This is a genomic window from Citrobacter sp. CRE-46, assembly GCF_059615875.1.
Window position 1 is genome coordinate 1,386,959 of the sequence record NZ_CM184341.1, and the last position, 13,099, is coordinate 1,400,057.

Genomic DNA, 13,099 nt, shown 5'->3' on the forward strand with positions numbered 1-13,099 from the left:
GCGGAACAGATAGCGGTAGTGAAACGCAGCGCGTTAATCCACTTTTTCACGGTTTTATCTTTTGTTGAGATATAAAAAAATCGGCATTTTGCGCAATGACGTTATGTTAACGCTTCAGCATCAACATAGGTTGGCGGAGTATAATGAATATGCTTTTTTAGAGAAAGGTTCCGTTCACCTCATGTTCATCGCTTCTCTGTACACTGAACGCCAGTGAACGTGTTAAGGGTGCTATCGCCGCACCCTTAACAATCCCGGCTCCCGGCGGGAAAATTGCCGCTCCGCGGTTCCCTCCGCTTATTCCTCCAGGCTACCGGGCCGGGCGCGATGTAACGTCCCTGTAAAGCGCGCCCTGAGCCAGCATCCATGCTGGCTCTCCCGGCCTTACGGAAACACGTCGGCAATTTTCAGCCGGACCAGCCACGCCTGACCATCTGTATTTTTATTTGAACATGTTTAACTGACTGCCATTACACCAGCGGATGGTTGGGGCAGGTTAAAGAACGCTGTCTGGCGTTACTGCCCACGGCTCAGCGTTAATCCCACATCGCCGCCGGGATGCACCGCCAGCAGCGTCTCCTTTGAGTAGCCGCTTTCACTCATCAGACAGGCGCAGGCGGCGTCAAAGATAGCCAGTACCAGCAGAATTGAGGTCGTCGCCAGCATGTTCAGCGGGTCGGCCTCACGCTGTACGCCGGTGGAAATCACCAGCCTCGAGGCTTTAGTGATGGCCGAATTGGCGTTTTCCGTCACGCTCAGGATCGGCACATTTCTCGCCGTCAGCCCAGGCAGCAGCCGGGTAAGTTCATCCGAATTGCCACCGCGCGACAGCATAATAACCAGGTCGTCGGCGCGCAAAAAACCCAGATCGCCGTGCGCCGCATCGGTGGCATTGAGATAAATCGCCGGGCGCTCCACGCAGGCGAGCATATGCGCGACTTTACGCGCCGCAATGCCGGAGGTGCCGACGCCGGTAACGACGATTTTCCCCTGGCATCCGCGCAGTTCCGCCATCAGCGACTGCCAGACCGACTCAGTCAGATGCTGTCCCAGTCCCGCAAGGGCATCGCTGTAGATCTGGAATACGCCGGTGGCTTGAGACCATGAGTCACTCATGCCTCCTCCTGCATCAACTGGCGATATTTCATATGATCCTGATACATCTCGTGGAATACCCGATATTTGCGATCGTAGTACTGCTTAATACGGTTGGTTTGCGGGGTGACCGTTTTACCAATCCGGCTCATCGCCGACATCGCTTCCGGGAAGGAGTCAAAAACGCCTGCGGCGATGGTTCCCATCATGGCGCCGCCCAGCAGCATGGCTTCACTCTCTTCCGGCAGCAGCATCGCGCAGCCGGTGGCGTTGGCATGCTCCTGAACGAAGATCGGGTTTTTCGTGCCGCCGCCGCTGGCCATAATCGTATCGATGGTGTAGCCGCTTTGATTCATCGTTTCAATAATATGCCGGGTACCGAGGGCAATGGCCTGGATGGTCGCCAGATACTGTCGCGCCATATCTTCCGGCGTGCGCGACAGCTTAAGTCCGGTGATTGCACCCGTAAGCGTTGGGTTGGCGCGCGGCGAGCGGTTGCCGTGGAAATAGGGCAGGATATGCATATCGCGGGTCAGGAAGGCGATATCTTCCGGCTCACCGGCCATTTTACGCAGCAACGCATTCAGCACTTCATAAATGGTCTGCCCTTGGGACTTAGCCTGCGCCAGTAGGGTGTCGTAGCACGGATGCGACTGAATTACGTGGTCGATTAACGCCCCCGTAGCCGACTGCCCGCCTTCGTTGAGCCAGTATTCCGGCAGTACGGCAGAGTAGTAAGGCCCCCAGACGCCGCCGATAAAACGCGGCTCTTTGGAAATCGCCATGTGTCCGGTGGAGGTGCCGCCAATAAGTGCGATACGACGGTCGAAATCCGGCACCTCGCCAGAAACGCCGCTGGCGCCGAGCGTGCCGAGCGTACCGGCGTGGGCATCAATAATTGATACGCTGACCGCGGTGCCGGGGATGAGTCCCATTTCGCTGGCGGCGCGCGCTGACAGCCCATGGCCGAGCGGTTCGCCCATGGTCTTCACGTAACGGCCAATTTTGGCGGCATCGTGCTCCAGCAAATCTTCCAGCCCAATCTGGCGGAAATAGCTGGCATCCCATTTATCTTCATGACCCATATAGGTCCATTTACACACCGTCGAGCACAATGAGCGCGTGTCATCGCCCGTTGCCCGCCAGGTGAGGAAATCAGGCAGGTCAAAGTAGTAACCGGCGTTAGCCCAGGTATTGGGCATATGCTGCTTCAGCCACAGCAGTTTTGGCGTTTGCATTTCCGGGGAGATAATACCGCCCACATAGTCCAGCACCCGATGATGCAGGGCGTTAATGCGATCGGCCTGGGTAATGGCGCGGTGGTCCATCCACACAATAATGTTCTGTTCACTACGTCCGGAAGGGCTGATGGTCAGCGGATTGCCTTCTTTATCCAGCACCACCAGTGAACAGGTGGCGTCGAAGCCCAGACCTTTCACCTGGATAGGATTGATATCCGACTGGTTAATCGCATCGCGTACCGCGTTACACACAGCCTGCCAGATGTTATCGGAAGACTGCTCAACAAAATCGGCCTGCGGACGGTAAATCTCGATGGCCCGACTGGCCTGACCGACCATTCTGCCGTTGAGATCAAACACGCCAGCGCGGGCGCTTCCGGTTCCGACATCCACACCAATAAAGTAACTTGCCATAATTTTTTCTCCTGAAATCAGGCTTTACGATTCTGTAATGCGATAAAGAGGATCAGCACCGCGCCCCACAGCGCCATCGTCAGATAGCTGCTGACCCCCAGCAAGTTAAGGCCGCTTTCCAGCATTTGCAGCACAATCAGCGCCAGTACCAGGCCGATAATGCGTCCGAAGCCGCCGTCCGGATTGATACCGCCGAGCACGGAGGCAAGGATGGTGACCAGCAGGTAGGATTCACCGTATCCGGCTTTTGCCGAGTTGAATTTCGCCATCATCAGAATGGCGGCGACCCAGCCGAGCAGGGCAGAAATAACGTACACCGAAATTTGTACCCGTACGGTATTCACACCGCTGTAGCGGGTAGCCTGCTCATTGGAACCGACGAGATACAGGCTGCGCCCAAGCGTGGTGTGCTCCAGCAGCACCCACAGCAGGATTGCCACGAGGAAAAAGAGCAGCAGTGCCACCGGAATACCGGCAATCGTCGCGTTACCAAGGTATTGAATGGCGGTCGGGAAGCCGGAAATCACCGTCCCGTTGGAGAGCAAAATATTCAGCCCGGAGATAAGCGTCATCGTGCCGAGGGTGGCGAGAATAGGCGAGACGCCGACCCAGGCAATTAAAGCGCCGTTGAGCGTGCCGATAGCCACTGCCACCGCTGCGCCTGCAATCAACGCCAGCGCCAGAAACAGCGGGTTATCCGGGTGGGTGACGATAATCGCCGCCATCACCAGCGAGCAGGCGTTCGCACCGGCAATAATCGACAGGTTAATGCCGCCGGTCAGCATGGTCATGCCCATCCCGAGGGCCAGCATGCCGAGGATTGGCAACTGCGAGCCGATCGACTGGAAGTTAGCGACGCTGAAAAAACGGCTGCCGAGCAGGGCCGAGAAGACCAGGGCGACGACCACAATAATGACGCATTGCAGACGAATGATGGCATCACCGGGTAAAAATCTGGCGATTGTTTTCATCTCAAAGCTCCCTTGCCAGTTTACGTTTTTCGTTCCAGGCCGTGGCGCTAATGCTGACCAGGATAATGGCGCCGCTGAACACGGTGTGCCAGTAAGAGGAGACGCTCAGCAGCGTCAGACCATTTTGCAAGAACGCCAGCAGCACAACACCCAGTAGCGTTCCGGTTAACGTACCGCGCCCGCCGCTCATGCTGGTGCCGCCGAGCACGACCGCCGCCAGCACCGTTAACTCAAAGCCGAGCAGGGAATTGGGGGCAACAGACTGGGTGATTTGCGCCTGAACCACGGCGGCAACGCCTGCCAGAATGCCCATATAGCCATAGACGTAGAAATGCAGCTTCAGCAAATTCAGCCCCAGGCGCGAGGCCGCGTCGCGGTTGCCGCCCATGGCGTAAACCTGACGGCCAAGACGGGTATAGTTCATCAGCACGGCGGTAAAGATGATCACCGCCGCCAGGCACAGCAGGGGCAGGGTTAAACCGTAGTCGTAGCCGTCTGTCGCGGTGAACGACAACCAGTTGATACCGTTCATAAACCAGTCCGGGAAGCCGTACAGCCAGGTTCCCTTGGTGGCATAAACCAGCAGGCCGTAGTAGACGTTCAGCGTGGCGATGGTAATGATGATCGCCGGAACGCGCAGCCAGTACACCAGGAAGCCATTAATCAGCCCAAGCAGCAGACCTACCGCCATTGCGATGGTTAAAGCCAGTATGAAGTTGCCGCCGTGAGCGATCACCCAACTGGCCATCGCATACTGGGCAATCGCGGTCATCGCCGGAAATGAGATGTCGATCCCGCCGGAAATCAGCACCACAAACAGCCCGCAGGCGAGAATGCCGAGAATCGCGTAACTGGTGGCGACATCTGTGAGATTGCCCAGCGACAGGAACTCATCGGTACTGACGCTCAGCCCGACGGCGAGCGCCACGACCAGCAGGCCCAGCCAGAATTCATGTTGCCCGATTAAACGGGAGAGACGCAGACTATTCATTGATTACCTCGACCACTTCAGCAATCTCCTCTTCACGGCAGTGATGAGGATTAAATTCCGCCACCAGTTTGCCGCGGCGCATCACCAGCACACGATGACTGTTGTAATACGCTTCCGGGATTTCATCGCAAATCATTAGTACCGCCATTCCCTGTTCCGCCAGATCGCGGGCTATCTGGTAAATCCCCTCTTTGTTGGCGATATCCACGCCGACGGTAGGGGAGTCGAGGATCAGGATGCGCGGATGGGTTGCCACCCATTTGGCAATGGCAATGCGTTGGGCGTTACCGCCGGAGAGCGTTTTGACCGGCAGATGCGGATCGGAGACTTTAATGTTCAACTCACGGATCAAATCGGCGACCAGCTTTTGCGCTTTACGATGATCGAGCAGACCGCTGCTGGTATGCAGTTGGTCAAACACCGTGACGATGGTGTTGTCATAGATCGACTGCTCCATGATCAGCCCCTGCGTCAGGCGATCTTCAGAGACATAGCCGATCCCGTGTTTGATGGCGTCATGGTTATTGCGCAGAGTAACCGGCTGGCCGTTAATGCGCATTTCGCCGCTTTCCGGATGGGTCATGCCGAACAAACTGAGGCAAAGCTCGGTGCGACCGGCACCCAGCAGACCGACAATGGAGACAATCTCACCGCTATGTAGCGATAAATTGATGTTCTGGTATTTCCCCCGGCGGCTGAGGTTGCGTAGCTCGAGCAGCGGCTCTTGCTCAATAGCGGGTCTTTCCGGCAGCGGGCTGTAGTGGAAGCGTTGTCCGGTCATCAGGAAGGCCAGTTCGTGACTGTCGAGTTCGCTGGCCGGGTATGTCCCCACCAGTTTGCCGTCGCGCATCACGCTGATACGGTCCGCCACTTCCATCACTTCATCCAGACGGTGGCTGACAAACACCACGCAAATCCCGGCCGCTTTCAGTTCGTTGACGACCCGCAGCAGGCCATTGACCTCCTGGCGGGTTAACGACGCGGTGGGTTCGTCCATAATCACCAGACGCGCATCGGCGGCAATAGCGCGGCAAATGGCGACCAGTTGCCGATCGGCAATCGACAGTTTTTCGACTTTTTTATCGGGATCGATGTTCACGCCGATGCGTTTCATGGCGGCCAGCGCCTGCTGTCTCATCGCGCCACGGCGTACCCAGATATCGCCACCGGGCAGATAGCGGTTGACCGCGATATTTTCAGCGACGCTAAAGTTAGGGAATAACGACAGGTCCTGATAAATAACCTGAATACCATAATGGGAAGAAAGCTGCGGCGTCAGGTGATGGAATAATTTGCCATCGAGTAAAATCTGCGCGCCTTTTTCCGGATGATATACCCCAGAGATCACTTTAATAATGGTGCTTTTACCACAGCCGTTTTGACCCGCCAGACAGTGAACTTCGCCTTTTCTCAGCGTCAGATTCACGTTATCCAGCGCCAGCACGCCCGGGAATTGTTTGCTGATATTCTCAAGAGTGATAAATGCGGTGGTGTCTGTCATGGACAATACCCCTGCGCACGTCCGCATGGACGCTAAGTGTTAGTTTGGTTGATAGCGCCGACCAGACGGTCGGCGTTAAGGTTCCCTGGTGTCGGCTAAAGCCTTAGAAACCGAGTGATTGTGCGTTGTCTTTGGTGACTTCGAGGATCTTGTTAAAGCGGATCACTTTCTTCTCCGTGTCGATATCGGCTTTCCCTAAACCATCGATACTCAAATCGGCGTTCACTTCTTTACCCTGCAACAACTGATCGGCCACCGTTACCAGCGCGTATCCCGCGTCTTTTGGATCCCACAGCAGCGCTTTTTTGATATCGCCGCGCATCAGGTACGGCGCAGCCTGTGCAGGCATGGCGATCCCGACGACGGCGATTTTATCTTTGGCGCGTTTTTTCTGCACCGCCTGACCCGCACCGATTGGACCCAGCGAGCCGAAGCCGATAATGCCCTTCATCTGCGGATAGGTTTTCATCAGGTCCAGCGTGGTGGCGTAGGATTTATCGATGCTTTCCGCGACCGGCAGACGTGAAGTGACCTCGAACATTTCGGGATATTTTTCTTTTTGGTACTTAATCGCAAAATCGGCCCACGCGTTATGCAACGGTACCGTCAGCGAACCGACATAGATGGCATAACCCCCTTTACCGCCCATGCTTTTCGCTAATTCATCGACGTTAGCCTGCGCATATTTTTCACTGTCGATGGTTTCAATATCCCATTGACCAATCTGCTCGTCCGGGGATTCGTGCGTCAGCACCACGATGCCTTTATCGCGCGCTTTTTTCAGCACCGGCTCAAGGACCTTGGCATCATTCGGCACCACGATGATCGCGTTAACGTTTTTGGCGATCAGATCCTCAATGACTTTCACCTGCTGAGCCGGATCCGGCGTGGAAGGCCCGGTCTGGTAAGCATTCACATCCAGTTTTTTTGCTGCTTCATTAACGCCGGTTTCCATCCGGTTAAACCACGGAATCCCGGTGACTTTGGCAACCACAGCAATTTCATATTTTTCCGCCGCAAAGGACGTGCCGGACAACATGCATGCAGAAACCAGGGTTGCACTGAGTAATGCGAGTTTGAATTTCATAGTTGTACCTTTCGTAGGGGGCAGGACATGTCACGGGGTGAAGTTAACTACGAATGGAAGAGGGAATGAATCATAAGTTCCATGAATGTGATCCATGTCCGTTATTGTAAATTTAAAGAAAAATAATGGTTAAATATTGGTTAAATTCGTGGGGTTTTATATCCATACCAGCAAAATCATTGTTAATAAATAATTAAAATAAAACTTTTAATTAACAATTTATTATCATTTTGCATAAATTGTGGCGGCGAAAAGGGATTCAGACGGGTGTTGCTGGAGAAAGAATTGTCGAAATTGAGAACTGAATCGATACCGGAAAAGGAGGCTCAACATTTTTTCGTTCAATGTTATCCTCAGCACTCTTTCGCCAAACACACCATTATTTCTGGCGGCCTGGATTTTTATCGTGGAGAAGTCATGCAGCGTGTTAAGCACATCATTGTAACGTTGTTTCTTGCTGTCCTGTCCTTTGGCGCAGGCGCGCATCCCCACAGCTTTATCCATTTGAAAACCGAGATAGTGAGCGAGAATAATCAGTTCGTGGCGCTGAAAATGCGCTGGACGATGGATGAAATCACCTCGGCAGATCTGCTTTACGATGCGGGGAATGCTAAACCTGGCTCGGAGATCTGGAAAAAACTGGCGGCGGAAGTGATGGCGAATGTGCTTGGGCAGCATTATTTCACTGAAGTGTGGCATGAAGGGCAAAAGGTAAAGTTTAAAAACAGGCCGACGGAATACGGCATGGAACGTGAGGAACATCAGGCGGTGCTGACGTTCGTTCTACCCTTAGCTGAACCACAGCCGCTGAGTGGTCAAAAATATACCATTTCAACCTTCGATCCGACCTACTACGTGGATATGAGCTATGACCAGAATAGCGATGCCCGGCTGTCGCAGGCGATCAGCCAGCAATGCCGTATTTCAGTACACACCCCGACGCCGAATGAACAAACGCTGATCTTTGCGCAGTCGCTGGATAAAGAAGACGCCCCGCCGGAGGATATGGAGTTGGGTAAACAGTTCGCACAAACGGTAACGCTGCAATGTCAGTAGTTTATCAACCACGACCCACCGGACGTCGCTGGCTCACGCTGTGGCCGCTGGCGCTATTTTTGCTGCTGGCGGCAGGCGGCATACTGTGGCTATGGCTGGCCTGGCCGCAGGTGATGATGAAAAGCATCGTCTGGCAGCGCGAAGTAAACCAACAGATGAGCGGATTGCTGAAAGCGGTTGCTGCCAGTCCGACCCAGGCAGGGGGATCGCTGCTGCTGTTTAGTTTTCTCTACGGCGTTCTGCATGCGCTGGGGCCGGGACATGGAAAAGTGGTGATTACTACCTGGCTTGCGACGCACCCGTCAAAACTCAAATCCAGTATCGGCCTGACGCTGGCGTCGTCTTTATTACAAGGACTGGTCGCGATTGGTCTGGTCGTTATCGTGCTCACCGTCTTGCAGTTGCCTGCGCGGCAGTTGCATATGAGCAGCTTCTGGCTGGAGAGAGGGAGCTATGTGCTGGTGGGCGTGTTAGGCCTGCTGCTGTGCTGGCGGGCGCTGAAAAAACTGCGCTTATTGCTAAAGCGGCCAACGTTTACCGCCTTCACGCCGCGCCATGTGCATCACGACGGCTGTGGCTGCGGGCATCAGCATCTGCCGAACCCTGAACAGGTGCAAAGCGGTGATGACTGGCGCGCCCGGCTGATGATTATTCTGTCTATGGGGATGCGTCCATGCTCCGGGGCCATCATGGTGCTGCTGTTCAGCAAAGTGATTGGCGTCTTTTACTGGGGTATGGCGTCGGCGCTGGCGATGGCGGCGGGCACCTCTTTGACGATTACGTCACTGGCTTTATTGGTACACAGTTTCCGCACGCTGGCGGTGAGACTTAGCGGGCATAAAGCGCCGGTGCTGTGGCGACAGATTGGCTGGACGACGCTGGCGTTAGCCGGGGGCACGGTATTAATTGCGGCAGCGGTGGTGATGTGGATGAGCGCGGTGCCGGTGGGGCGAGGGATAAGACCGTTTTAGCACTGTTGTAGGATGAATGCCTGATGGCGCTTCGCTTATCAGGCCTACGGGGAACTTCCCTGGTAGGCCGGATCAGGCGCTAGCCGCCATCCGGCATCAAACGATTAGCGCTTCAGCGCGTCGCTCAGTTCGTCACGCATGTTAGCCAGCATGGCTTTCACTACGCGCGGGTTACCTGCAACGATGTTGCCGGTCGCCATGTAGTTATGACCGCCGGTGAAGTCGCACACCAGGGCGCCAGCTTCACGCGCAATCAGCTCGCCTGCGGCGAAATCCCACGGGCGCAGACCAATTTCGAAATAACCGTCAACGCGGGCTGCGGCAACGTAGGCCAGATCCAGCGCGGCAGAGCCGGTACGGCGGAAGTCAGCGCATTCGGTAAACATGTTGCCAAGGATTTTCATGTAAGAAGCGGCGTGCTGTTTCGCTTTGAACGGGAAGCCGGTGGCAATGATGGTGCCGTCCAGATCGCGAGCCGTGCTGCCACGCAGACGGTAACCGTTAAGCTGCGCGCCCTGACCGCGGGTTGCGGTGAACAGTTCATTACGCATTGGATCGTAAACAACGGCAACTTCAGTACGGCCTTTAATGCGTACTGCGATAGATACCGCGAAGTGCGGCAGGCGTTTTACGAAGTTGGTGGTGCCATCCAGTGGATCGATAACCCATTGAACATCCAAATCTTCACCAACATGTTCACCGCTTTCTTCGGTGATGATGGTGTGCTGTGGGTAAGATTTGCGAATCGTTTCGATAATAATCGCTTCGGCGGCTTTATCGACGTTAGTCACGAAATCATTGCTGCCTTTCTGGCTGGTTTCTACAGAGTCTGGAGTTTCGTAGTGTTTGGCAATTACATTACCCGCCTTGCGCGCTGCGCGCACGGCGATGGTCAGCATCGGATGCATCGGTCTCTCTCACTGGATGTTAAAGAACGGGAAAACGGCGCAGAGTATAGCAGCGAGTTCGGAATATGTCTTCGTTTTATGATAATATGCCCGAATAATCTTTAGCCGAAGAAATACAATGCTGCAAAATATTCGAATTGTGCTGGTGGAAACCTCTCACACTGGCAACATGGGCTCTGTGGCCCGCGCAATGAAAACCATGGGTTTAACCAATCTGTGGCTGGTTAATCCACTGGTCAAACCGGACTCGCAGGCCATCGCCCTGGCGGCAGGCGCCAGCGATGTGATCGGCAGCGCGCAGATCGTCGATACCCTCGATGAAGCGCTGGCGGGTTGTAGTCTGGTAGTAGGCACCAGCGCGCGTTCCCGTACGTTGCCGTGGCCGATGCTGGACCCGCGCGAATGCGGCTTAAAAAGCGTCTCTGAAGCGGCGAATACGCCGGTGGCGCTGGTATTTGGTCGTGAACGCGTTGGCCTGACCAACGAAGAACTGCAAAAATGCCATTATCACGTCGCCATTGCCGCGAACCCGGAATACAGTTCGCTCAACCTGGCGATGGCGGTGCAGGTTATCTCTTATGAAGTCCGCATGGCCTGGCTGGCGACGCAGGAAGGTGATAAGAGCGTCGAATACGAAGAAGCTGAGTATCCGCTGGTGGATGATTTAGAGCGTTTTTACGGTCATCTGGAACAAACGCTGCTGTCGACCGGGTTTATTCGCGAAGGCCATCCGGGACAAGTGATGAACAAGCTGCGCCGTCTGTTTACGCGCGCGCGTCCTGAGAGTCAGGAGCTGAATATCCTGCGCGGGATTCTGGCATCTATCGAACAGCAGAATAAAGGCAAGTAAGCGAAACGCCTTCTGCAAGTGAAAACGGCACTGAAGGTTAAATACCTGACTAAATTAGTCAAGTAAATAGTTGACTGATTTAGTCGGGAATGTCAGACTTGCCCCTGCTATGCAATACCCCCATTTTACAATAAAAAACCCCGGGCAGGGGCGAGTTTGAGGCTAAGTAAGACATGAGACTGACATCAAAAGGGCGTTATGCCGTGACCGCAATGTTGGACGTTGCGCTCAACTCAGAAACGGGCCCGGTACCGTTGGCTGATATTTCTGAACGTCAGGGAATTTCCCTGTCATATCTGGAGCAGCTGTTTTCCCGTTTGCGTAAAAACGGTCTGGTTTCAAGCGTACGTGGACCAGGCGGCGGGTATCTGCTGGGTAAAGATGCCGGCAGCATCGCAGTAGGTGAAGTCATTAGCGCTGTCGACGAGTCTGTAGATGCGACCCGTTGCCAGGGCAAAGGCGGTTGTCAGGGCGGCGATAAATGCCTGACCCATGCGCTGTGGCGCGATCTGAGCGATCGTCTGACCGGGTTCCTCAACAACATTACGTTGGGCGAACTGGTGAATAATCAGGAAGTCCTGGATGTGTCTGGTCGCCAGCACACGCATGACGCTCCACGCACTAATCGTGCTCAAGACGCGATCGACGTTAAGTTACGCGCATAATAAAAGTATTTTAGAATCAGGCCGGGGTGTTAAACGCCCCGTTAACTCGGTCGTACATCCAGCCGGTTGCCTGGTTCCTTGCATTGAAGCGATGTACGGAGTTTATAGAGCAATGAAATTACCGATCTATCTCGATTACTCCGCAACCACGCCGGTGGACCCGCGTGTTGCCGAGAAAATGATGCAGTGTCTGACCCTGGACGGAAACTTTGGTAACCCAGCTTCCCGTTCACACCGTTTTGGCTGGCATGCTGAAGAGGCGGTAGATATCGCCCGTAATCAGATCGCTGATCTGGTCGGTGCCGATCCGCGTGAAATCGTCTTTACCTCCGGTGCGACGGAATCCGATAACCTGGCGATTAAAGGTGCAGCCAACTTTTATCAGAAAAAAGGCAAGCACATCATCACCAGCAAAACCGAACACAAAGCCGTGCTGGATACCTGCCGTCAGTTGGAGCGCGAAGGGTTTGAAGTCACTTACCTCGCCCCACAGCGTAACGGTATTATCGACCTGAAAGAACTTGAAGCGGCAATGCGTGACGACACTATCCTCGTGTCCATCATGCACGTGAACAACGAAATTGGCGTGGTGCAGGATATCGCGACTATCGGTGAAATGTGCCGTGCGCGCGGCATCATCTATCACGTTGACGCCACTCAGAGCGTGGGCAAACTGCCTATCGACCTGAGCCAACTGAAAGTTGACCTGATGTCCTTCTCCGGCCACAAAATCTATGGTCCGAAAGGTATCGGCGCGCTGTACGTGCGTCGTAAACCGCGTATTCGTATCGAAGCGCAGATGCACGGCGGCGGTCACGAGCGCGGCATGCGTTCCGGTACTTTGCCTGTCCACCAGATCGTTGGCATGGGTGAAGCGTACCGTATCGCGAAAGAAGAGATGGAAACCGAGATGGCGCGTCTGCGCAGTCTGCGTAACCGTCTGTGGAACGGCGTGAAGGACATGGAAGAAGTGTACCTGAACGGCGATCTCGAACAGGGCGCACCGAACATTCTCAACGTCAGCTTCAACTTTGTTGAAGGCGAGTCGCTGATTATGGCGCTGAAAGACCTGGCGGTATCCTCCGGTTCTGCATGTACTTCAGCAAGCCTGGAGCCATCCTATGTGCTGCGCGCGCTGGGTATGACCGACGAGCTGGCACACAGCTCAATTCGTTTCTCTTTAGGTCGTTTCACTACCGAAGAAGAGATTGACTATGCCATCAATCTGGTTCGCAACTCCATTGGCCGTCTGCGCGACCTTTCTCCGCTGTGGGAAATGTTCAAACAGGGCGTGGATTTGAACAGTATTGAATGGTCACATCACTAATTCGGCACCAATAAGGAGAATT

At 54.6% G+C, this 13,099-nt stretch carries 12 protein-coding genes; 5 read left to right on the forward strand and 7 right to left on the reverse strand.

Going from position 1 to position 13,099, the window contains the following annotated elements; genetic code table 11:
• Positions 1 to 516 precede the first annotated feature (516 nt).
• The 6 genes from AC534G_RS06540 to AC534G_RS06565 all read right to left on the reverse strand — a co-directional run bounded on the left by AC534G_RS06540 (position 517) and on the right by AC534G_RS06565 (position 7,300).
• Positions 517 to 1,116, reverse strand: coding sequence for an SIS domain-containing protein (locus AC534G_RS06540; protein WP_496594522.1), 600 nt, complete (start codon positions 1,114 to 1,116; stop codon positions 517 to 519).
• Positions 1,113 to 2,750, reverse strand: a complete 1,638-nt coding sequence (locus AC534G_RS06545; protein WP_038642646.1) for an FGGY-family carbohydrate kinase — start codon at positions 2,748 to 2,750, stop codon at positions 1,113 to 1,115. Before AC534G_RS06545 ends, AC534G_RS06540 begins: the two co-directional genes overlap by 4 nt.
• 17 nt (positions 2,751 to 2,767) lie before the next feature.
• Positions 2,768 to 3,721: an ABC transporter permease gene (locus AC534G_RS06550; RefSeq protein WP_038642644.1), complete on the reverse strand. Its 954-nt coding sequence runs from the start codon at positions 3,719 to 3,721 to the stop codon at positions 2,768 to 2,770.
• A 1-nt stretch (position 3,722) separates the two neighbouring features.
• Positions 3,723 to 4,712, reverse strand: a complete 990-nt coding sequence (locus tag AC534G_RS06555; protein ID WP_038642642.1) for an ABC transporter permease — start codon at positions 4,710 to 4,712, stop codon at positions 3,723 to 3,725.
• Positions 4,705 to 6,213, reverse strand: coding sequence for a sugar ABC transporter ATP-binding protein (locus AC534G_RS06560; protein ID WP_110497158.1), 1,509 nt, complete (start codon positions 6,211 to 6,213; stop codon positions 4,705 to 4,707). The genes AC534G_RS06555 and AC534G_RS06560 overlap by 8 nt, the downstream gene beginning before the upstream one ends.
• Positions 6,214 to 6,316: 103 nt before the next feature.
• Complete coding sequence (locus AC534G_RS06565) at positions 6,317 to 7,300, reverse strand: autoinducer 2 ABC transporter substrate-binding protein (protein ID WP_038642638.1); 984 nt, start codon at positions 7,298 to 7,300, stop codon at positions 6,317 to 6,319.
• Positions 7,301 to 7,717: 417 nt separating this feature from the next.
• Here AC534G_RS06565 and AC534G_RS06570 point away from each other — a divergent pair, with 417 nt between their 5' ends.
• Positions 7,718 to 8,356: a DUF1007 family protein gene (locus AC534G_RS06570; RefSeq protein ID WP_110498800.1), complete on the forward strand. Its 639-nt coding sequence runs from the start codon at positions 7,718 to 7,720 to the stop codon at positions 8,354 to 8,356.
• A complete protein-coding gene (locus tag AC534G_RS06575; protein WP_110497160.1) occupies positions 8,347 to 9,327 on the forward strand; it encodes a nickel/cobalt transporter in 981 nt (326 codons plus the stop codon). The genes AC534G_RS06570 and AC534G_RS06575 overlap by 10 nt, the downstream gene beginning before the upstream one ends.
• A 104-nt stretch (positions 9,328 to 9,431) precedes the next feature.
• Here AC534G_RS06575 and suhB read toward each other — a convergent pair whose 3' ends face one another.
• Positions 9,432 to 10,235: an inositol-1-monophosphatase gene (gene suhB / locus AC534G_RS06580; protein ID WP_003835237.1), complete on the reverse strand. Its 804-nt coding sequence runs from the start codon at positions 10,233 to 10,235 to the stop codon at positions 9,432 to 9,434.
• Between the two features lie 118 nt (positions 10,236 to 10,353).
• Here suhB and trmJ point away from each other — a divergent pair, with 118 nt between their 5' ends.
• The 3 genes from trmJ to iscS all read left to right on the forward strand — a co-directional run bounded on the left by trmJ (position 10,354) and on the right by iscS (position 13,077).
• Complete coding sequence (gene trmJ, locus AC534G_RS06585; RefSeq protein WP_069324453.1) at positions 10,354 to 11,085, forward strand: tRNA (cytosine(32)/uridine(32)-2'-O)-methyltransferase TrmJ; 732 nt, start codon at positions 10,354 to 10,356, stop codon at positions 11,083 to 11,085.
• 173 nt (positions 11,086 to 11,258) lie between these two features.
• The gene (gene iscR, locus AC534G_RS06590) at positions 11,259 to 11,750 is read left to right on the forward strand and encodes a Fe-S cluster assembly transcriptional regulator IscR (RefSeq protein WP_003037674.1); all 492 of its coding nucleotides are present in this window, start codon (positions 11,259 to 11,261) and stop codon (positions 11,748 to 11,750) included.
• A gap of 112 nt (positions 11,751 to 11,862) precedes the next feature.
• The gene (gene iscS / locus AC534G_RS06595) at positions 11,863 to 13,077 is read left to right on the forward strand and encodes a cysteine desulfurase (RefSeq protein ID WP_038642631.1); all 1,215 of its coding nucleotides are present in this window, start codon (positions 11,863 to 11,865) and stop codon (positions 13,075 to 13,077) included.
• Positions 13,078 to 13,099 lie beyond the last annotated feature (22 nt).